The organism is Parabacteroides provencensis (assembly GCF_900232875.1).
GTDB classification, from domain to species: domain Bacteria; phylum Bacteroidota; class Bacteroidia; order Bacteroidales; family Tannerellaceae; genus Parabacteroides; species Parabacteroides chinchillae.
In genome coordinates, this window is record NZ_LT960488.1 from 14,071 (window position 1) to 34,396 (window position 20,326).

General features: G+C 38.8%; 18 protein-coding genes. 4 read left to right on the forward strand and 14 right to left on the reverse strand.

The window, feature by feature from the left end; translation table 11 throughout:
- Positions 1-74: 74 nt before the first annotated feature.
- A complete protein-coding gene (kbl, locus tag CTY47_RS00055; protein WP_099462856.1) occupies positions 75-1,265 on the forward strand; it encodes a glycine C-acetyltransferase in 1,191 nt (396 codons plus the stop codon).
- Positions 1,266-1,588: 323 nt separating this feature from the next.
- Complete coding sequence (locus CTY47_RS00060) at positions 1,589-2,434, forward strand: histidinol-phosphatase (protein ID WP_099462857.1); 846 nt, start codon at positions 1,589-1,591, stop codon at positions 2,432-2,434.
- On the opposite strand, the gene CTY47_RS00065 is transcribed toward CTY47_RS00060, so the two are convergent.
- The 9 genes from CTY47_RS00065 to CTY47_RS00105 form a co-directional block, all read right to left on the reverse strand.
- The gene (locus CTY47_RS00065) at positions 2,431-2,832 is read right to left on the reverse strand and encodes a lipocalin-like domain-containing protein (protein ID WP_099462858.1); all 402 of its coding nucleotides are present in this window, start codon (positions 2,830-2,832) and stop codon (positions 2,431-2,433) included. The two genes, CTY47_RS00060 and CTY47_RS00065, sit on opposite strands and share 4 nt — an antisense overlap.
- A gap of 1 nt (position 2,833) precedes the next feature.
- Complete coding sequence (gene hisB / locus CTY47_RS00070) at positions 2,834-3,961, reverse strand: bifunctional histidinol-phosphatase/imidazoleglycerol-phosphate dehydratase HisB (RefSeq protein WP_099462859.1); 1,128 nt, start codon at positions 3,959-3,961, stop codon at positions 2,834-2,836.
- A complete protein-coding gene (gene hisC, locus CTY47_RS00075; RefSeq protein WP_099462860.1) occupies positions 3,958-4,995 on the reverse strand; it encodes a histidinol-phosphate transaminase in 1,038 nt (345 codons plus the stop codon). Before hisC ends, hisB begins: the two co-directional genes overlap by 4 nt.
- Positions 4,992-6,272 carry a histidinol dehydrogenase gene (gene hisD, locus CTY47_RS00080; protein WP_099462861.1) on the reverse strand — a complete coding sequence of 427 codons (1,281 nt, stop codon included), beginning with the start codon at positions 6,270-6,272 and terminating at the stop codon, positions 4,992-4,994. Before hisD ends, hisC begins: the two co-directional genes overlap by 4 nt.
- A 2-nt stretch (positions 6,273-6,274) precedes the next feature.
- The gene (gene hisG / locus CTY47_RS00085) at positions 6,275-7,126 is read right to left on the reverse strand and encodes an ATP phosphoribosyltransferase (protein WP_099462862.1); all 852 of its coding nucleotides are present in this window, start codon (positions 7,124-7,126) and stop codon (positions 6,275-6,277) included.
- Positions 7,127-7,374: 248 nt separating this feature from the next.
- Positions 7,375-7,692, reverse strand: a complete 318-nt coding sequence (locus tag CTY47_RS00090) for a DMT family transporter (protein ID WP_099462863.1) — start codon at positions 7,690-7,692, stop codon at positions 7,375-7,377.
- Positions 7,693-7,756: 64 nt separating this feature from the next.
- Positions 7,757-8,473 (reverse strand): DUF5036 family protein, encoded by a 717-nt coding sequence (locus CTY47_RS00095; RefSeq protein ID WP_099462864.1) that lies wholly within the window; start codon positions 8,471-8,473, stop codon positions 7,757-7,759.
- 46 nt (positions 8,474-8,519) lie between these two features.
- A complete protein-coding gene (locus tag CTY47_RS00100) occupies positions 8,520-8,972 on the reverse strand; it encodes a DUF4268 domain-containing protein (RefSeq protein WP_099462865.1) in 453 nt (150 codons plus the stop codon).
- 3 nt (positions 8,973-8,975) lie between these two features.
- On the reverse strand, positions 8,976-11,840 hold the full coding sequence (locus CTY47_RS00105) for a M16 family metallopeptidase (protein ID WP_099464006.1): 2,865 nt from the start codon (positions 11,838-11,840) through the stop codon (positions 8,976-8,978).
- A 131-nt stretch (positions 11,841-11,971) separates the two neighbouring features.
- Between CTY47_RS00105 and CTY47_RS00110 the strand changes: the two genes are divergently transcribed.
- Both CTY47_RS00110 and CTY47_RS00115 read left to right on the forward strand, forming a co-directional pair.
- The gene (locus CTY47_RS00110) at positions 11,972-13,141 is read left to right on the forward strand and encodes a mechanosensitive ion channel family protein (RefSeq protein WP_099464007.1); all 1,170 of its coding nucleotides are present in this window, start codon (positions 11,972-11,974) and stop codon (positions 13,139-13,141) included.
- A 148-nt stretch (positions 13,142-13,289) separates the two neighbouring features.
- The gene (locus CTY47_RS00115; RefSeq protein ID WP_099462866.1) at positions 13,290-14,564 is read left to right on the forward strand and encodes a mechanosensitive ion channel family protein; all 1,275 of its coding nucleotides are present in this window, start codon (positions 13,290-13,292) and stop codon (positions 14,562-14,564) included.
- On the opposite strand, the gene CTY47_RS00120 is transcribed toward CTY47_RS00115, so the two are convergent.
- From CTY47_RS00120 to CTY47_RS00140, 5 genes are all read right to left on the reverse strand, one after another.
- Positions 14,545-16,071 carry an MBOAT family O-acyltransferase gene (locus CTY47_RS00120; RefSeq protein WP_099462867.1) on the reverse strand — a complete coding sequence of 509 codons (1,527 nt, stop codon included), beginning with the start codon at positions 16,069-16,071 and terminating at the stop codon, positions 14,545-14,547. The two genes, CTY47_RS00115 and CTY47_RS00120, sit on opposite strands and share 20 nt — an antisense overlap.
- 14 nt (positions 16,072-16,085) lie before the next feature.
- Positions 16,086-17,456, reverse strand: a complete 1,371-nt coding sequence (locus CTY47_RS00125; RefSeq protein WP_099462868.1) for a GDSL-type esterase/lipase family protein — start codon at positions 17,454-17,456, stop codon at positions 16,086-16,088.
- Complete coding sequence (locus CTY47_RS00130; protein ID WP_099462869.1) at positions 17,428-18,876, reverse strand: SGNH/GDSL hydrolase family protein; 1,449 nt, start codon at positions 18,874-18,876, stop codon at positions 17,428-17,430. Before CTY47_RS00130 ends, CTY47_RS00125 begins: the two co-directional genes overlap by 29 nt.
- Before the next feature lie 33 nt (positions 18,877-18,909).
- On the reverse strand, positions 18,910-19,509 hold the full coding sequence (locus CTY47_RS00135; protein ID WP_099462870.1) for a rhomboid family intramembrane serine protease: 600 nt from the start codon (positions 19,507-19,509) through the stop codon (positions 18,910-18,912).
- Between the two features lie 109 nt (positions 19,510-19,618).
- Entirely contained in the window at positions 19,619-20,116 is a 498-nt protein-coding gene (locus tag CTY47_RS00140; RefSeq protein WP_099462871.1) for a glutamine synthetase, read from the reverse strand.
- Positions 20,117-20,326: the final 210 nt, after the last annotated feature.

Below are 20,326 nucleotides of genomic sequence, written 5' to 3' on the forward strand. Positions count from 1 at the left end.
AACACCACCTTTGTCTGTCACATAAACATAATAAAAACAAAACTCACATCTATAATACTAAAAAATAAAGTTTTATGTACGGAAAACTTAAAGATTTCTTGACTAACGAATTGGCAAATATTAAAGCTGCCGGATTATACAAGAACGAAAGAATCATTACCACGCCTCAAAGAGCTGATATTAAAGTAAACGCCGGAGACGAAGTATTAAATTTCTGCGCCAATAATTATCTGGGGCTTTCAGATAACCGGCGTTTAATAAAAGCTGCTAAAGACGCCATGGATACACACGGATACGGAATGTCCTCCGTTCGTTTTATCTGCGGAACCCAAGATTTGCATAAACAACTGGAAGCGGCAATCTCCGATTATTTCAAAACTGAAGATACAATTCTGTATGCTGCCTGCTTCGATGCCAACGGAGGTTTATTCGAGCCTTTGTTCTCAGAAGAAGATGCTATTATTTCAGATGCATTAAATCATGCATCTATCATTGACGGTGTTCGTCTATGCAAGGCTAAACGTTATCGTTATGCCAATGCAGATATGGCAGATCTGGAACGTTGTCTTCAGGAAGCACAAGCACAGCGCCATCGTATTATTGCCACAGACGGCGTATTCTCTATGGATGGAAATGTTGCTCCTATGGATAAAATATGCGCATTAGCTGAAAAATACGACGCACTTGTCATGGTAGACGAATCTCACTCTGCAGGTGTTGCAGGCCCAACCGGCCACGGTGTTGCCGAACAATTCAATGTATATGGCAAAATTGATATCTTTACCGGCACATTAGGTAAAGCTTTTGGTGGAGCTATGGGTGGATTTACAACCGGCAAAAAAGAAATTATTGATATGTTGCGCCAACGTTCGCGTCCGTATTTATTCTCAAATTCTGTTGCGCCGGCTATCGTGGGTGCCAGTTTGGAAATGTTCAAAATGTTGAAAGAAAGCAACGCATTACACACCAAGTTAATGAACAACGTTAACTATTTCCGTGATAAAATGATGGCTGCGGGATTCGACATCAAACCAACTCAATCTGCAATATGTGCCGTTATGCTATACGATGCCAAATTATCCCAGGACTTTGCAGCACGCATGCAACAAGAAGGTATTTATGTGACAGGATTTTATTATCCTGTCGTACCGAAAGAGCAAGCACGTATCCGGGTTCAGCTATCTGCAGGTCACGAAAAAGAACATTTGGATAAAGCGATTGCAGCCTTCATCAAAGTTGGAAAAGAATTGAAAGTAATCAAATAAGAAAATAAACATCTATACACCAATCAGGGTGCTGCGAAAAGTTAGTCATGTTGTATGATAACATAACAAACTTGCGCAACACCCTTTTTTTAGTTGCCTATCCTCTTCAGGTTAGTTGCCTACCCAAATTCAGTCAAATGCAAGTCTCGGCAAAGAGCCATTTCATGGGCAATATAAACTCATAGTTATGACTTTTCGAAATAATAACTATGAATCAAAAAAATCATAACTATGAGTTCGTTTTTTGTTCAATAGAATTAAGGTTAGTCTGGTTAGTAAGCATTATCTTTGTCATTATAACATTTTATAAATAAAATAACGGAATGCAACTTAGCAATTATCATAGTCATTGTACATTCTGTGACGGGCGAAGCCTGCCGGAAGACTTCATAAAATTCGCTATATCCAACAAATTCAGGGCATACGGATTTTCTTCTCATTCTCCCCTGCCTTTTGAGACATTCTGGAATATGTCCAAGGATAATATGTCCGACTATCTGATGGAAATAGAACGGCTAAAGAAAAAATACAACGATCGGATAGAAATATACGTCGGGTTAGAAATTGACTACCTGAATAAAACCTATAATGCGTCGATACCTTATTTCTTGAATCTTCCGCTCGATTACAGGATCGGTTCCATTCATTTCTTACCCGTATCAGACCATCTGACAGAAGAAAACATGGTTTGTATAGACGGTTCGTTCAAAGATTACGCTTTATCCGTAAAAAAGCATTTTGGCAATGACATTCGATTGCTTGTAAAACGATATTTCAACTCAACATCAGAGATGATTGAAGCCGGAGGCATCGACATTGTAGGTCACATGGATAAAATTTACATGAACGGACAAAAATACGCCGATTTTTCAATCGATGAAGATTGGTATATAAAACCTTTCAAAGCCTGTCTCGAACTAATTGCGGAAAAAAAACTCATGGTAGAGATAAACACCAAAAACCTTTTGAAAAAAGAAGAACTTTACCCTCATAAGAAATATTTAGCCCTATTACAACAAATGAATATCCCCGTGATGGTAAATTCGGATTGCCATTACCCGCAATTAGTAAATGACGGCCGCACCGAAGCTTTCTCTTTACTGAAAGAAGCCGGATTCAGAACCACACGCGAACTAATCAACGGTAAATGGCAAGATGTAGCTATTTAAAACTTACGGAAAGTATATCTTTTACCTTCGCTTTCCAATATAAGTTTTTTACGGTCTGCTTTTTCAATGATAAACACACGCGTAGTTGAAGTCCAATCCGTATATTTCAGGAAAGATTCAACCGGCTTCGGATTCGATATAAGTTCAAGCAGTAATTTATTATCTCCTTCTTTGGTATTGAAACCATAGCAATCCCGAATGTCGTCTGAGGCCGGATCATAAATCTGATACATAAACAAGGATGTCTGGAAATTATAATATATCGTATCAACATCTTGTACTATACCATCTTCTTCAACCTGTTGCAACTGCCATTTGCCATCCAGCTTGTCATAAACATCATTGCTACATGCGGCCAGCAATAATAGACCAATTGCAATTATTAAACTCTTTATCATTTTAAATTACTCCTTTTGTACTTGGTAAACTATAATGGTAAATATCCCTGCGTATCGCCATTTTGATAGAACGTGCCAGAGCTTTAAATATACCTTCTATTTTATGGTGTTCATTCGTACCTTCCGCTTTTATATTCAAATTCATACGCGACGCATCACTCAAACTTTTAAAGAAATGAAGAAACATTTCGGTCGGCATATCACCAACTTTTTCACGATGAAATTCGGCATCCCATACCAACCAGGGGCGTCCGCCAAAGTCCAAAGCAACACTACACAAACAATCATCCATAGGCAAAGTAAAACCATAACGTTCTATTCCTCTTTTGTCTCCTAAAGCTTTCAGCAAGGCTTCACCTAAAGCGATGGCTGTATCTTCTATTGTATGATGTTCATCTACATTAAGATCGCCTTTAACACGAATAACCAAATCAATACCGGAATGTTTACCTATTTGATCCAACATGTGGTCAAAAAAACCAAGTCCCGTCTCAATTTCTGTCTTTCCGTTACCATCCAGGTTTAACTCCACATAAATATCGGTCTCTTTTGTTGTACGTTGTACAATGGCACGACGTTCGCCGGCATACAGAAATTCCGTAATTTTATCCCAATCGTCAGTAATAAGTACCGGAGACAACGCCATACCTTTTGCCATTACCTCCTCTCCTACACTGTCAGTATCTATTAACCAGATACTTTTAGTTCCCAAATTCTTCGCCAATTCCAGGTCTGTAAGACGATCACCTATTACATAACTATTCGCCAGGTCATACCCGCCATCCAGATATTTTCCTAACATTCCTGTGCGAGGTTTACGGTTAGGTGAACTATCTTCAGGAAAAGAACGGTCTATCAGAATATCATCAAAAACAATCCCTTCTCCTTCCAACGTTTTCAGTATCATATTATGAGCCGGCCAGAAAGTTTCTTCAGGAAAAGAAGATGTTCCCAGACCATCCTGGTTTGTAACCATCACAAATTCAAAATCCAGCTTTTCACGAAGGAAATATAAATTTCTGAATACTTTCGGATAAAATTCCAATTTATCCAGATTATCCAACTGGTAATCTACCGGAGGCTCAATAACCAATGTCCCGTCCCGATCTACAAAAAGAGCTCTTTTCATAATGGAATACTTTTCAAAGCATTTAATATCATTTTATTCTCTTCCGGCGTACCAACCGTAATGCGTAAACAGCCCCGGCACATGGTTACATTATTGCGATTACGTACAACTATGCCTTGTTTTACTAAATAATTATATGCATTATTGGCATTTCCTACTTCCACCAATAAAAAGTTGGCATCCGAAGGATAAACCTTAAACATATAAGGAGGTTCTACCAAAGCTTTCTCCAGGCGTGCACGTTCATAAAGAATCACCCGCAATTCCTCACGTATGTTTTTCTCATTTTCCAACACGGCCAATGCTGCTTCCTGTGAAGGTTTACTCACGTTATACGGATACTTTATTTTATTAAAGACACCTATAATTTCAGGAGAAGCAAATGCCATACCCAAACGAATTGCAGCCGCTCCCCAAGCTTTTGATAAGGTCTGCAGAACAATTAAATTGGGATATTTATCTAATTCCGAAAGAAACGAAGGCTGGGAAGAAAAATCTATATATGCTTCATCTATCACGACAAGTCCCTGAAACTTATCCAGTATTTTATAGATTTCATTCCGGTTTAAACTATTTCCGGTAGGATTATTCGGAGAACACAGAAAAACAACTTTAGTCCAATTGTCATCCAACTCTATTATTTTATCCGCATCCAGATCAAAGTTGCTATTTAATAAGACCTTTTTACATTCCACATTATTCAAATTGGCACATACTTCATACATGCCATACGAAGGATCGATCATAATTGCACAATCCATCCCGGGTTCGCAAAACGCCCTGAATATTAAATCGATAGCTTCATCACTTCCGTTTCCCAAAAATATAGAAGATGTCTCAACACCTTTTAGTTTCGAAATACGTTCTTTCAATTGTATTTGCAAAGGATCCGGATAACGGTTATATGCTGTATTCCATGGATTCTCGTTTGCATCCAGAAATACGGAAGCTTCCCCATGAAATTCATTTCTTGCAGACGAATATGGCTTCATGTTCCATACATTTCGCCTTACCAATTTTTCCAAACTTATCATAATGTCTTCAGTCTAACAGTTACAGCATTACGGTGTGCATCCAGCAACTCATTTGCAGCCATCGTCTGAATTGCGCCACCTAAATTACGTATCCCCTCGGAAGTAATCTCCTGGAAAGTGATCTTTTTGATGAAACTATCCAGATTCACGCCACTATAAGCTTTTGCATAACCGTTAGTAGGCAATGTATGATTTGTCCCCGAAGCATAATCGCCGGCACTTTCCGGCGTATAAGCACCCATGAAAACACTTCCCGCATTCTCTACTTTTTCGGCTACATCAGAATAGTTTTCCATTTGAATGATCAAATGTTCCGGGGCATATTGGTTCGTAAAATCAATCACTTCCTGTTCATTGTCCAAAACAATAATACGGCTATGGGATAACGATTTTTCTGTAATTTCTTTACGACTCAGCTTTTCCAACTGATCTTCGATAGCCCGTACGACTTTGTCTACAATATACTCCGATGTTGTAACCAATATGGCCTGGCTATCCACACCATGTTCTGCCTGCGATAAAAAATCGGCAGCAATAAAATCGGGATTAGCTTTTTCATCAGCAATCACTTCCACTTCAGATGGGCCGGCAGGCATATCTATTGCCACATCTTTCAAACTTACAAGTTGTTTCGCAGCCGTCACATATTGATTTCCCGGACCAAATATCTTATACACCTTTGGTACAGACTCCGTACCATAAGCCATTGCAGCAATAGCTTGTATTCCTCCTATCTTAAATATTTTATTCACACCTGCAATTTCTGCCGCAAATAATATGGCAGGATGTACTCTACCGTCTTTATCCGGCGGCGTACATAATACTACCTCTTTACATCCGGCAATACGCGCCGGAACAGCCAACATTAATACTGTGGAAAACAATGGCGCCGTTCCTCCCGGAATATACAAACCGACTTTCTCTATGGCAACTGCTTTTTGCCAGCATGTCACGCCGGTAGTCGTTTCCACCTTCTGGCCTGTAAAACGCTGTGAAGCATGAAATTTCTCTATATTTCCCTTTGCCGTACGGATTGCCTGTTGCAATTCGTCTGACACCAGATTCTTAGCTTCGTTAATTTCTTCTTCGGAAACCTGTAAATCAGAAAGCGTTACATTGTCAAACTTTTCTTCGTATCGTCTTACTGCCGCATCACCTTCTGCGCGTACTTCATTCAAAACCGGACGAACCGTATCAAATAACATACTTACATTCAATGCCGGTCTGGTCAATAATAAAGGCCATTCTTCCCTTGACGGATATTTAATGATTTCCATAACTATAATATCATTTTCTCAATAGGGATAACCAAAATGCCTTCTGCCCCCAATGATTTAAGTTTACCAATAATTTCCCAAAAATGTTTCTCTGCTATAACAGATTGAACAGAAACCCAATCTCCATTAGCTAAAGGAGTCACCGTCGGACTTTTCATTCCCGGCAACACTTCTATAATCTCATTCAGTTTTTCCTTTGGAGCATTTAATAATACGTATTTCTTGCCTTCCGCTACTTGAATTGCCTCAAAACGGAACAATAGTTCATCCAAAATAGCTTGCTTTTCTTCCGACAATTCATTATTTGCAATCAACAAAGCTTCGCTCTGCATAATTACTTCAACTTCTTTCAATTGGTTGCTCACCAAAGTACTGCCAGAACTCACAATATCAAAAATGGCATCTGCCAGACCAATGCCCGGGGCTATTTCTACCGAACCGCTGATAACATGAAATTCAGCTTTTACTTTTTTTTCGGCCAAATAGGCTTTCAGAATCTCCGGATATGATGTGGCAATCGTTTTTCCTTCAAACCATTCGATGCCCTTATATTCCTCCTCTTTCGGAATAGCCAGAGATAAACGGCACTTACTGAATCCCAGACGTTTTATCAGTTTGGCTTCCCCACCCTTTTCTACGTATTCATTTTCTCCAACGATGCCTATATCTGCCACGCCATTGGCTACAGACTGTGGTATATCGTCGTCACGCAGAAATAATACTTCTACAGGAAAGCCTTTTGCCGATAAAAGCAGAATACGTTTCCCCCGGTTCAACTTGATGCCGGCTTCTTCCAGCAATAACATGGTTTCGTCGTATAAACGACCTTTTGATTGTACTGCAATTCGTAACATAAGTATTTTGTTTTAAAATTATCATCTTAAAAACAAAATAAGGCTTACCGTATAAACGGCAAGCCTTACTTGTTTATTGCGAATCTTTACTATCACACAGCCCACCGAACTATTGCCCGTTGTAATGATGATGGCGATGATGTAAAGCTATTCTTTTCATTTATTTCATTATTTACGTCACAAAGTTACAATAATTATTCATTTAACAAATAAATCTGTCAAAATATTATCTATTCCAGCTTAATTTTTTACGATGCTAATTTCAAACCTATTATTCCGGCAATAATTAAGAAGGCCGATAGCAAACGCCAAATACTTGCCGAGTCATGAAAAAAGAAAATACCGATCAACAAAGTTCCTACGGCACCAATGCCTGTCCACACAACATAAGCCGTACCAATAGGGATCGTTCGTTGAGCCATATACAAAAAATAACCGCTCAGTCCCATCGATACAACGGCTAAGGCTAGATACAGAAAACGCAATCCCGTCGTCTGTGCCAGTTTCATACCAACCGGCCATCCTATTTCAAAGAAGCCTCCCAGCAATAAATAAATCCATCCCATTTCCTTACTTATTATTTATACCATATATAAGTGTGGCTATAATCTCATTTTATATTAATCAATATTAGTTTACGCGGACAGTCACACTTGTGTAAACATTGCCCAAACGAATATAGACCTCATATGTACCCGGTACACCGTTAAATTCAGTAGGTGTTCTATTTAAAGTCATTCGCAATACACCATCGCTGGCAGAAATATCGAATACTTCAGGAACGCCGTCATACCAAAAACATTCCGTATTTTTAGGCAATTCCATTGAAACCGTTTCACCAACATAAGTTACCGTTCCGAGAGATTTTCCATACTCAGGCAGACCTTGTGCATCAGGATAAACAGAAACATATTTCACAATAGCTCCGGTTTGAACATCATCGACTGCAATCGGAGCTACGACATAAAAACGATAATAGGCAGCCCCGGCCATTATCGCCCTGGTTCCCGAAGGAAAATCAAAGACAGTTTCCGCATCAAAAACCTGATACATATTTCCTGTTGCCACAGCAACCTCACGTACAAGGTTATTTAATCTTGGTTCAACCTCTTTTCCTATTCCGCCAACATTACCAATTTCGGAAATCAGACACGAATTGGTATAGAAATTATTCGCTTTATTTATATAAACATCAGATGTTCCAAGTCGTGTCTTTCCGTTTTGCTCGTTAAGCATATTAAGGGAAACCGTTCCTTTCGGATCATTTGGCACATCATCTTTAGAACAAGATGTTCCTAAAAACAAAACTCCAGCAAACAAAAGCTGGAACAACACATTTTTCTTCATTTTTATTATTTTGTGGTTATAACAGACGAAAGTACGACAAAAACCTTTACTCTCTCAGATACTCAGCAATCTTCATAAAATTTCTTTCTAATAAATACATCTGGCGCGACATAAAAGAAAAGAATTCGCCCCAATGCTCCCGACGATGAAAGTCTATACCTTCTTTTGCCGTATAAATACGTGCTACTTCATTTCCGGCTTCACGTGTATAACAAATATCCCAGATAAGTCCGTTTGGAAAATCTTTTTCCAGAACTTCTTTGTACCAGGTCAGTTTTTCAAACATCTCAAGACGTTGGTCTTCCTGACGATGAGCAACCTCCAATATCACATAAGCACCGTTTCGTGTAGCGTCGAACTTCAACTCCACTCCTTTTACTTTCGTATTCAACGTCCAAACTTTTTTCCTTCCGCGTAGATAAGGCTGAACTTCACAAAAAGCAGCAAAGCTTTCCCAAAACTCTACTTTCAGGTTCTTTAATTCGTCTTTACTATACATTTATTATTTATAGATGTCTTTTCTTTTTACTTTAATAATCGTTCCGAACGATGCCAGTTTTTTCATATCAATATGTTTCGAGTTGCCTACAATAGCATATACTACCGGATGCCCCGCCACATGTTTTTCATAGAAACCGGAAATATCTTTCATGTGCATATTCTCAATATCCGCCAATAACTCCCGGTTCGGATCTGTATTATATCCATTACGCAAAGCCGTATATATTTTAGGAGAAATCTGTCTGAATGAAGGATATTCATTATTCACAGAGTTTAATATCGATTGCTTAACTGCATCGACACGCGCTTCCGGACGTTCGGGCATTTTCTTTATCAACGAATCGAGAACAGTCATTGCATCCAATGTTTTGTCTCCCTGCGTAGAAAGCATAGTAACAAATGTAGCAGGCTTGTCCGGCAACTTAGCCGACGGTTGATTAATACGGGCATTTACACGATATGCAAATGAACGGAATTCCCTTATCTCCTGAAACATCAACGAAGACATATCTCCGCCAAAATATCCGGTAAAGAGTTTTGCAGCATGACGCGTCTTCTCATCCTTCAACGCATCTCCCTGTATATATCCGTAAACTATACTTTGCGACACATCCGGCATATCGAAGAAGTAGACAACCGGTTCGTCATAAGACAATGTTTCCCGATAATACGGATAAGCAGAAGGAACATTAATTTCCTGAACCGGCAAATTCTCTTTTAACAAAGGAATCACTTCATCCATAGAGTGTGAACCGCAATAATGGATAGAGCATTCTACTTTACGAGCCTCGTTAAAAGCGTCTACCAACTCCTGGCCTTTCAATTTCTTTATCCGGGACAACGGCAATTTCGTCCGGAAACGGGACTGTTCACCATACATCACTTTTTCCAACAATGCTTTTGCCAAACTTTCACTGGATTTCGCAAACGCTTTATTGCTTACCTTCGCATCGTCAACAATTTGGCCTAGCTTTTTATTATCAGCTTTGGCATGACGCATAAAATCACCTACTAAAGTAAGTGTTTCTTGTAAATTTGCCTCAAAACCACTCACCTTAACATCAAAATCCGTATCGCTCACCTCAAAAGCCAACGTACTTCCCAATGTTTGCAAACGATTACGAAAATCATTGAATGACAAAGAATCCGTACCGATAAAATGCAAATAACCGGCTGTCTGGTTCAATATAGGCCGTTCCAATGCACCTATACCAAAAACCAAATGCAAAGAAAATATATCATTTACCGGATTAGGAGAAGCATACATAGTTGCCAATGAAGTAACCGGCCGTATTTTTATATCTTTCTCAAAATCAAGCAAACGTGGTTCCAGCTCTTTTTCCGGCATTTCCTGTAATTGCTTCACATAATTGGAAGTAGCATCTTTATTCCTCGGTACTACCGGAGTATAATCCGGCTTAGGAAGATTATCCTTCGGATATTTACCCGTTTTCTTCGTTACATATAAATAGTTTTCATTGAAATATTTACGCGCCACGTCCATAACATCTTCTTTTGAAAGATCATCAATGCGGGCAACTTCATCCAAATAATTGTTCCAGCTTTTCCCTTGTGAAAAGATACGCATCATAGCTTGTGCACGCACACTTATATCTTCTAATCCGGAATCATATTCACGCTTTTGTTCAAGTTTCAGGCTCTGGAAAGTCTCTTCACTAAAATCTCCGGTTTTAATACGGTTTATTTCCTTCCAAACCAATTTTTCGGCAGCCGAATAAGATTGGACAAACAATTTCGGGACAACAAGGATTCCCAGAATGCCAGCCTCGTTCATACTCTCATTCACAGCCATGGAAGCCATAACTTTATGCTCCACTGTCAGTTTATCCAGATAGCCGGTTCCGTTTGAATTGTTCAGAAGCGCCATTGCTATATTCAAAGCCACCTTATCTTTATGATTGGCAGGTACGCCTCTGAACCCCAATGCCATTGCTTTCACAAATGGTATCGGAACCTTTATTTTCATCTTTTCCTTACCTTTAAAAGGAGGGATCTCTACAATCTCCCTCTGAGGCGCTTCACCTTTACGGATACGCGAAAAGGCAGATTCTAAAATAGGTAAAACGGTTTTGGTATCGAAATCGCCGCTTAGTATCAATCCCATATTAGATCCCACATAATACGTTTCAAAGAATTTCTGCATTTCGGATAAACGAGGATTCTTCAAACTTTCGGTACTCCCTATAATCGGATAAGCATACGGATGCGGATAGAAATAGCGTTCTGTCAATTTTTCAATTGCCTGGCTACCGATCATATCGCTATACATATTCTTTTCCTCGTACACAGTTTCCAGCTCACTCTGAAAAAGCCGAAAAACCGGATTCAACAAACGCTCGCTGTTTATTTCTGCCCATTGCGTAATATATTGCGGAGAGAAAGTATTGAAATAAACAGTAAAATCGTAAGATGTCCCGGCATTTAATTTAGTACCGCCATACCTGGAAATCAAACGGTCGAACTCATTTGGGATAACATATTCTGCAGCCCGGACACTCATTTCATTAATCTCTTTTTGAATAGACGAGCGTAATTTGCTGTCTTGAGTAGCAGCCAATTCATCATATTTTGCGGCAATAGAATCCAACACTACCTTTTCGGCATCATAATCTGTCGTGCCGATTTTATCGGTACCTTTAAACATCATGTGCTCAAAATAATGGGCAATGCCTGTATTCGGACAATCTTTAGAACCGGCTTTCACCACAACAGCACCAAAAACTTTGGGTTGTGTATGATCTTCATTCAGCCAAACGGTTAAACCATTGCTCAACGTATGCTCATAAACTTTAAGCGATTCCGGTATCTGAGCAGATAGGATATTTGTATAACATGTAAGTGCCATGATTTGCAATAGATGTTTCATCAGAACTTCATAAGTTCATAAATACTGCAACAAATATACAATTTTCCGGACGAACAAAATAAACTAAATAGCGATTCGTGTGTTATCTCATTAAGATGAAAACGATTATTATGATAAATTTAGGAACTTGGATGAACAAACTGCTTATCGGATGGGGAATAGATCCCAAAATTGCCAACACATTCGACGAGTCGATTATTGCTATCTTAATGGTAGCTGTTGCAATAGGTTTAGATTATATTTTCCAGGCTATTTTCGTAGGTAGTGTACGAAAAATAGCCCAGAAAACCCACTATACATGGGACACTTTGATGATTAAACGCAAAGTTGTGCATAATCTGGTACACGCAATTCCCGCATTCTTAGTGTACAATTTATTACCAATGGCATTTGTTAACGGCAAAGAATTATTAGTCATTTCCCAAAAAATATGTTCAATTTATATTGTCATTTCCCTACTATTAGCAATTAACGGTCTTTTGCTAATGATGCTGGATATGTCCACACTCAAGAAATCCATGAAGAACCGCCCGATGAAAGGATTTATACAAGTGCTTCAGGTATTGGTATTTTTTATTGGAGGTATTATTATTATAGCCATTATAGTCAACAAATCGCCGGCAACTTTATTTGCAGGATTAGGCGCCTCTGCCGCTATCTTAATGTTAGTATTTAAAGATACGATTCTGGGATTTGTTGCCGGAATCCAATTATCGGCCAATGATATGCTCAGACCCGGAGACTGGATAACCATACCAGCAGCCAATGCGAACGGAATTGTGCAGGAAATTACGTTGAATACAGTAAAAATTCAGAACTTTGACAATACAATTTCGACGGTTCCTCCTTATACATTGGTCAACAATTCCTTCCAGAACTGGCGTGGCATGACAGAATCGGGAGGCCGGCGAGTAATGAAATCTATTTTTCTGGACTTGAATACGATCAAATTTTGCACACCGGAAATGCTGGATACCTTAAAAAAAGATGTTCCCCTTTTATCCGATTATAATCCGGCCGAAGGTGTTATTCCTACAAACTCACAGGTATTTCGCGTATACATAGAACGTTATTTAACCAGTTTACCAATAGTTAACACCGAGCTGGATTTAATAATCAGCCAGCTGCAATCCACCGAATATGGTGTTCCTATCCAAATTTATTTCTTTTCACGTAACAAAGTATGGAAAGATTATGAACGCATCCAGTCAGACATCTTTGACCACTTTTTTGCTATGGTTCCCAAATTCGAACTGAAGGTATATCAATATTCAGACTAATACTCTTATAAAAAACATCAGGATCATTTTCTAAAAACATCGGTATCTTTTTAGAAAATGATCCTGATGTTTTAGTAAAATGTAAAACTCTCTACATTTATTATTATCTTTGATAACCGGAATAGACAATCAGATAAAATAACCAGATATGCACACAATTCAAGAATGGATAACCGAACGTCTGACAGACCTAGGTCTTGTTAATGATGCAGCCAGCCAATTAGACAATACTATTGTTCTATTGTTTATCATTCTTATTACAATAGCTATCGATTACACTTGCCGCTATATTTTCCTCGGCATGTTTAAAAAGCTGGCCAAAAGGACAAAAAACCAATGGGATGATCTGATTATGGAACGGAAAATCATTAATAAAATGATGCATATCATTCCGGCCATACTGGTATATATACTGGTTCCCTTTGCTTTTCCTCCCGAAGAATTTCCTAAACTATTAATTTTCCTACAAAAAGTATGTGCTATTTATATCATAGCCGTATCTCTCCGTTTCATCAGTGCATCACTGAACGTTATTCATGAAATTTATAATCAGAAAGAAACATTTAAGGATAAGCCTTTAAAAGGATTCATACAGATTATTCAGGTAACTATATTCTTTATCGGATTCATCTTCATTATCAGTATTCTGATTAATAAATCTCCTGTCACATTATTTGCCGGTTTAGGAGCCTCTGCAGCCATCCTGATGCTAGTATTCAAAGATACAATATTAGGTTTTGTTGCCGGCATACAATTGTCGGCAAATGATATGCTACGCGCAGGAGATTGGATTACCATGGATAAATACGGTGCAAACGGAACAGTAATAGAAGTTACCCTAAATGCCGTAAAAGTAAAAAACTTCGACAATACCATTACAACAATTCCTCCTTATGCTCTCGTTACAGATGCTTTCCAAAACTGGCGAGGTATGAGTGAATCTCCCGGACGCCGTATCAAACGCTCCATAAATATAGATATGAACAGTGTATGTTTCTGTAATCAGGAAATGCTTGATAAATTCCGTAAAATATCTCTAATAACAGATTATATCGATGGGAAAGAAGAAGAATTGCACCATTATAATGAAGAACATCACATAGATAATTCTATATGGGTAAATGGCAGAAGACAAACTAACTTAGGAGTCTTCCGGGCTTATCTTGTACGTTACCTGCAAAGTCTGCCTGATGTAAACAAAGAACTTACTTACATGGTACGTCATTTACAACCTACTGAAACAGGAATACCTATTGAACTCTATTTCTTTTCATCTATCAAAGATTGGGTTCCTTATGAAGGTGTACAAGCCGACGTCTTCGATCATATCTTAGCCGTCATTCCGGAATTCGGTCTAAGTGTATTCCAGAATGTATCAGGATCGGATCTGCGGAACTTAACCTTTAGAATTGGAAATAAATAAACGGCTGTACTCCCGCACTTTTAAATTGTACCACAATAAAAATGGCAGCGGCTAAAATAGCAGCCTGAAGTAACAAAGGAGAACGGGTAACAACTCCCTGCAACCAGTTTTCCGTTTTTTTCGGCATGAAATGCAGTATATATCCAATTACCATAAGTATAAATACACCTTTATATCCCATAACAAACTGCATAAATACTTCGGGATGAAAGTTTGTAAAAATCTGGGTAAGTACCTCTCCTACTACTTTCATCGAGCTTGCACGGAATAATATCCACCCGAAACATACCAGGTGAAAAGTAATCAATATACCTGCTATCCTATTCAGGGACTTCATTTCGGCACCCAGTTGTTTGAAACCAAAATTACCGATAAAAAATTTATCGACCGCTAATGCAATCCCATGCAATGCGCCCCATAATATAAAGCTAACGGATGCCCCATGCCATAGACCACCCAAAAGCATCGTAATAAGCAAATTAATATAAGTCCGCACCCTTCCTTTACGGTTTCCACCCAACGATATGTACAAATAATCCTTCAACCAAGAAGATAATGAAATATGCCAACGCCTCCAAAACTCGGTAATAGAAGCCGACTGATACGGAGAATCAAAGTTCATATTAAAACGGAAACCCAATAGCAAAGCTATACCGATTGCCATATCCGAATATCCTGAAAAATCGCAATAGATCTGTAAAGCATAACCATATACACCCATCAGATTTTCCAAACCGGTATAAAGCAACGGAGCATCGAATATACGGTCTACAAAATTCATGCTGATATAATCGGATATAACTGTCTTCTTAAATAATCCGCATAAAACAAGGAAAAGGCCTTCGCCAAACTCTGAACGGGTAACCTGCGGAGTTTTATAAATCTGAGGGATAAAGTCGCGTGCACGCACGATAGGACCAGCTACCAACTGAGGAAAGAACGAAACATAAAACACGTAATCGATCCATCGGTTAAGAGGTTGTATGCGTCCTCTGTAGACATCAATAACATAACTGATGCTCTGGAACGTAAAAAACGAAATGCCTACCGGCAAGAAAATATCCAATGGTTGGTAGTTTATACTCTGCATAGCTGTATTTCCCAAATGATAACCCAATTCATGGCCGATAGAAGCTATCACTTCCCGTAAAAAGTTGAAATACTTAAAATAGCCCAGCATTCCCAGATTAACACATAAACTTAATGTCACAAATAATTTCTTCCTCAACTTCGATGAAGTATGGAAAATTCCCTGTGCTATACAAAAATCGGAAGTTGCAGTAAAAACTAATAACCCGAACCACAATCCACTACTTTTGTAATAAAAATAAAGGGAGAACAGAGTAACATAAATTATACGTGCCAACAAATGTTTCCTGAGAGACATGTAAACTATCAGGAATCCTATAAACAAGAAAAAGAATAAACCGCTACTAAACAGTATCGGCGCATTATGATGGTAAACAAACAGTTCTCCTAACTTTTCCAATGAAAACATACTATCCATTGCATTTACAATTTTCAATTCTCACTTTTATTCTCTCTCGTTTGATTATATGTATCCATCAGAGCACGGAATAAAAGTGTTCCTTGTTCCTGATAACCTTCTTTTGTAAAATGAATCCGGTCACGTCCGAACATCTGCTTTTCTTGCCACTTACGTGACGATTTTTTACCTCCTGTAGCACTAAATAAATCCCAACAAGCAATTCCTTCCTTCCGGGCTACATCAACCAAGGCTTTTGCAGCACGTTGGGTATTGTCATTACGGACAAAAGTACGTTTCTTATTCACCCTAACCCGTTTATAACATTCGGGAGGCGTAGTAAGCAGTATGCAAACATCCGGCATATACTTTTTTACAAGCCGGATAAAATCTTTTGCCTGTCCTTCAAATTCCTGTGACGTAAAATTACGTCCGAAAGTCTCATTCGTTCCCAAGGAAATAATGAGCAACGAAGGATTAAGTAACGCCAGCTGGCGTACATAATTCTCATCTGTATAATTTACAAACATAGCTCCGTTTACTCCTATTGAATGGTAAAGAATACCCGGTTTACCGTTCGTCAGGTTAAATCCGTAATATACGGAATTGAAAGAAGAAGCAGGCAGCAACGTATCTGTCCCCTGTTTACGACGCGTACTATGCAATTGCAGAGTATCTGTCAAAAAAGAAATATGGAATGTATCGGCAAGTATTCCGGGAATGTGAATCCCCTTATCAAAAGATACATGAGCAGATTCTTTTGACTTTCCGGCAGGAAGCATCGGCATGGATTTATCGCCTCTGTATAAAACAGCTTGGTTAAAGGAATATCCGGCTCCATTATTAGGAGCAATACTAATATCAAAGTTTACAGAAGGAGATTCTGTCTGAATTCCTATTCCACCAATGCCAAGAGACGTTTTCTTCACCTTTTGTATGCATCTCCCTGCAATCCATTCTTTAACGACTGACGAAATAAAATAGTCATCCGGTTCGTTTGTCTTGCTCAGCTTCAATGGTGAAATCCACCCTCGTCCCGCATTACCGAACTGCTGCTGTAAAAGGCGCATTGTCTGTCCGCTATAGTGCCCCGCCTGAATATGCGAATCGCCTAAATGCACGACCGAGATAACAGTATCCTTTCCGGCCCGCAAAGAATCCAATGCTACAAAAAACGATTCTATAGAATGGGTATCATCCGTAATACGACATAAAGAATCTGTAACAGGTATTGTCGTTGCCGGCCAGGAAACAGGGACAAAAGAAGTTGTCAGTGTATCTCCTTCTGATAATGGTAGCATATTATCATCTATAACTCCTTTCGTAAAACGGGGAGTAAGTAATGCCGATATCCATATCAGTAAAAGAATGCCAATACTAGTATATTGTTTTTTCTGCTTCATCATAAAATTCTTTTTCCAACAATATGGCTTCATATAGAAAAGAAGCTATCTCTTTTCCTCCTCTGAAACTAAGGTGTGTATAATCCTTGCTTGCCCAGTTTTTTTCCACATAACGAACCATGCTATTCTCTCCTCCCATTGCTCCAAACACATTCCAGAATGGAACACCTGCCCGCTTTGCTGCCTGACGTTGTGCATGCAACAAAGCTAAAACAGCCGGCATCGTCTCAAATTCGCCATCTTCTTGTTTACTCCGGTCCGAAACACCCAACATTAATATATCTGCCTGGGGAAAGCACAACTGCAAATGGCGAATAACACCTACCATTCGTTGCGTATACCAGCCATATTGTAAAACATCTTCGCTCACTACGTTCAGACCGTATTGCAGTATAATCAAATCATACGGACGTATTTTATTCAATGCCTGGCAACGGGGAATATCCATACGCTCCAATATCAGCCCAGAATTACCCCGTAAAGAAAAATTATCTACCACAACACCGGTATTATCTTCCAAAGCTACACCCAAAGCCCGTAAATCCGATGCATCCGTAAACACAAAATCGGCCTTATTAAATGCGCCTGTCAGTTCATACTGAGTGACAATAGCAGTAGGCGGCAACACCACATGCAACGTATCAGTTTCTCCATTACAAACAACACTCATTTTTGTATTTTTGCTTTGTTCATAAATGAACTTTAATGAAGATACATTCTGAAGCTCCGGATAACGGTTGGTTGTTTTCATCGAAACAGAAGCTTTTTCTCCCCGGGATTCAAACATCATTCCGGAAAGGGTATATGCGTGTTCATGGTCTGTAAGCATCGACCACATTGTCCAACCGTCACTATGTTGTTCAATCGTCGGACGGAATTGTGCAGCAACAGAATTTACAGGAACAAAACCCACACCTCTTCCTCCGAATCGTTTCTGCATATTCGAACGAAAATCTGCAACCATAATATCACCTTCGATAAAAGAGTCACCCAAGAAAGCGATCCTCACAGGACGCTTGGTTTGTTGCCGGTTATTCAATGCTGCAAAAAAACGTTTTAAACCGATATGGCCGGCCGAATAATCTTCAATATGCATACCTAACGAATCTGCACCTTGTACTGCATAAACGGCTTTATATAAGGAATCACGTATTACCAAAGCCATCGAATCAATATTAGCAACTTTCAATATAGAATCGCGAAAAGCAGCCGAGTCTACCGGCACCATCTTCTCTGCTTCCAATTGCAGCCTTAATGAGTCGAGAGAAAGCGACCGTGGTTTTACACGTATATCGGCCAGCAAATCAACCTTCTTTATTTTATACCCAAACAACCGGTCCGGCAACCGGTACATGCCAAGACACATTACAAATGTGATCAGGAGCAGTATCAGTAATCTACCGAAATTATTATCTTTATTCATCTGCTTTTTCTTTCGGAGCTGCAAAAGTAAGGATTACAATCCAAAGTGTGAAAGAAACATATCCAGCAATGAAGGCTCCAGTAACATCGGAAAAATAAAACCGTAAACTGCTCCATAGAAATGGGCATTATGATTAATATTATCTCCGGCCTTTCTTGCCATATACTGGCAATATATCAAATAGAGCACTCCAAATAAAATACCCGGTATCGGTAAGACTGCAAAAAACAGGATTTTACCCCACGGATCAAAAAATATAGAAGAAAACAGAACTGCAGAAACTGCACCCGAAGCGCCTATAGATATATAATACGGATCATTACGATGCTTAATAAGGTCATAAACCGAAGCAATAATCATCCCTCCAAAATATAAAGCCAGGTAAGCTCCGTTTCCAAAGCCCATATATTTGAATGTTTGCTCCATATATACGCCAAAAGACCAGAAGGTAAACATGTTTACCAATAAATGTGTCATATCTGCATGTATGAGGCCATGAGTAACCAACCGATACCATTCATGGTTCTTAACCGTACGGTAAGGGATAAATGCCAGTTTCATAAACAACTCCCTGTTTCCGAAACATATAAAGGAGAGAACAACTGTTATGCCAATAATTATGTATGTAATCATATCTATCTCAAATTAAGGGTGCAAAGGTATATAAAATAATAATACGAAAAAGCCGGTTGAAGAATAACTTCACGCCGGCCTTTTTATAACATAACATGTATATAACTGACTATCTTAAAATAGCTTTTAATTGCTCCATATGATAACATAATGTATTCATATAAGGTTTAACCGTATTGTGATACATAATAGCTTTCGCATGCATATCTTCCAGCTCGTTCAATTTGCGATTGGCTTTACGCATTTCGCAAGCATTGTAACGAATACCGGAAACATGCCCTTTAATATTTTCAATAACCCGGTTGCCTTCGTTAAAGACCTTTTCAGCTTCTTCCGGAGCATATACTGAATAAGCTTGCAACGAATTATCAAGCAGACTTTGTTGGTAAACTCCAGCCATAGGTAAAAGTTGGTGAATAGCATGGTGGCACAATGAATGTACTTCTTCCTGGAGCTTCCGCAATTCTGTTTCCCATTTCGACTCACTCAATCCGTCTTTATCAGATTCCACGCGGCTGTTAAAGATGCCGGACATAACCTTTTCCCATACTTCTGCTACTACCGATTTAGTAGCGATCGTTACCAAACTAAATCTTACTGTTGACATAATACCAAATCTTACATAAATTATACTTCTATCATCATCCCAATCGCTTCATCTTTCTTTTTATCACACAAAGACGATTTATTATTTCTTTTTAATATCATCACAGCACAAAATTAAACAAATTATCACACACACAACAACAGGACAGCAATTTTATAATTCTTTAAGACTAAAACAATCAAAATGTATCATTTTTGCCAACTCCAGTAA

What these genes read in the sequence shown, in the direction of transcription:
- CTY47_RS00095 (WP_099462864.1), bottom strand. Translation starts at nt 8,473, where the DNA reads ATGAAGAAAAATGTGTTGTTCCAGCTTTTGTTTGCTGGAGTTTTGTTT.
- CTY47_RS00120 (WP_099462867.1), bottom strand. Translation starts at nt 16,071, where the DNA reads ATGGATAGTATGTTTTCATTGGAAAAGTTAGGAGAACTGTTTGTTTAC.
- hisD (WP_099462861.1), bottom strand. Translation starts at nt 6,272, where the DNA reads ATGGAAATCATTAAATATCCGTCAAGGGAAGAATGGCCTTTATTATTG.
- CTY47_RS00135 (WP_099462870.1), bottom strand. Translation starts at nt 19,509, where the DNA reads ATGATTACATACATAATTATTGGCATAACAGTTGTTCTCTCCTTTATA.
- CTY47_RS00140 (WP_099462871.1), bottom strand. Translation starts at nt 20,116, where the DNA reads ATGTCAACAGTAAGATTTAGTTTGGTAACGATCGCTACTAAATCGGTA.
- CTY47_RS00060 (WP_099462857.1), top strand. Translation starts at nt 1,589, where the DNA reads ATGCAACTTAGCAATTATCATAGTCATTGTACATTCTGTGACGGGCGA.
- CTY47_RS00105 (WP_099464006.1), bottom strand. Translation starts at nt 11,840, where the DNA reads ATGGCACTTACATGTTATACAAATATCCTATCTGCTCAGATACCGGAA.
- CTY47_RS00115 (WP_099462866.1), top strand. Translation starts at nt 13,290, where the DNA reads ATGCACACAATTCAAGAATGGATAACCGAACGTCTGACAGACCTAGGT.
- kbl (WP_099462856.1), top strand. Translation starts at nt 75, where the DNA reads ATGTACGGAAAACTTAAAGATTTCTTGACTAACGAATTGGCAAATATT.
- CTY47_RS00130 (WP_099462869.1), bottom strand. Translation starts at nt 18,876, where the DNA reads ATGAATAAAGATAATAATTTCGGTAGATTACTGATACTGCTCCTGATC.
- CTY47_RS00110 (WP_099464007.1), top strand. Translation starts at nt 11,972, where the DNA reads ATGATAAATTTAGGAACTTGGATGAACAAACTGCTTATCGGATGGGGA.
- CTY47_RS00125 (WP_099462868.1), bottom strand. Translation starts at nt 17,456, where the DNA reads ATGATGAAGCAGAAAAAACAATATACTAGTATTGGCATTCTTTTACTG.
- CTY47_RS00065 (WP_099462858.1), bottom strand. Translation starts at nt 2,832, where the DNA reads ATGATAAAGAGTTTAATAATTGCAATTGGTCTATTATTGCTGGCCGCA.
- hisB (WP_099462859.1), bottom strand. Translation starts at nt 3,961, where the DNA reads ATGAAAAGAGCTCTTTTTGTAGATCGGGACGGGACATTGGTTATTGAG.
- CTY47_RS00090 (WP_099462863.1), bottom strand. Translation starts at nt 7,692, where the DNA reads ATGGGATGGATTTATTTATTGCTGGGAGGCTTCTTTGAAATAGGATGG.
- hisC (WP_099462860.1), bottom strand. Translation starts at nt 4,995, where the DNA reads ATGATAAGTTTGGAAAAATTGGTAAGGCGAAATGTATGGAACATGAAG.
- CTY47_RS00100 (WP_099462865.1), bottom strand. Translation starts at nt 8,972, where the DNA reads ATGTATAGTAAAGACGAATTAAAGAACCTGAAAGTAGAGTTTTGGGAA.
- hisG (WP_099462862.1), bottom strand. Translation starts at nt 7,126, where the DNA reads ATGTTACGAATTGCAGTACAATCAAAAGGTCGTTTATACGACGAAACC.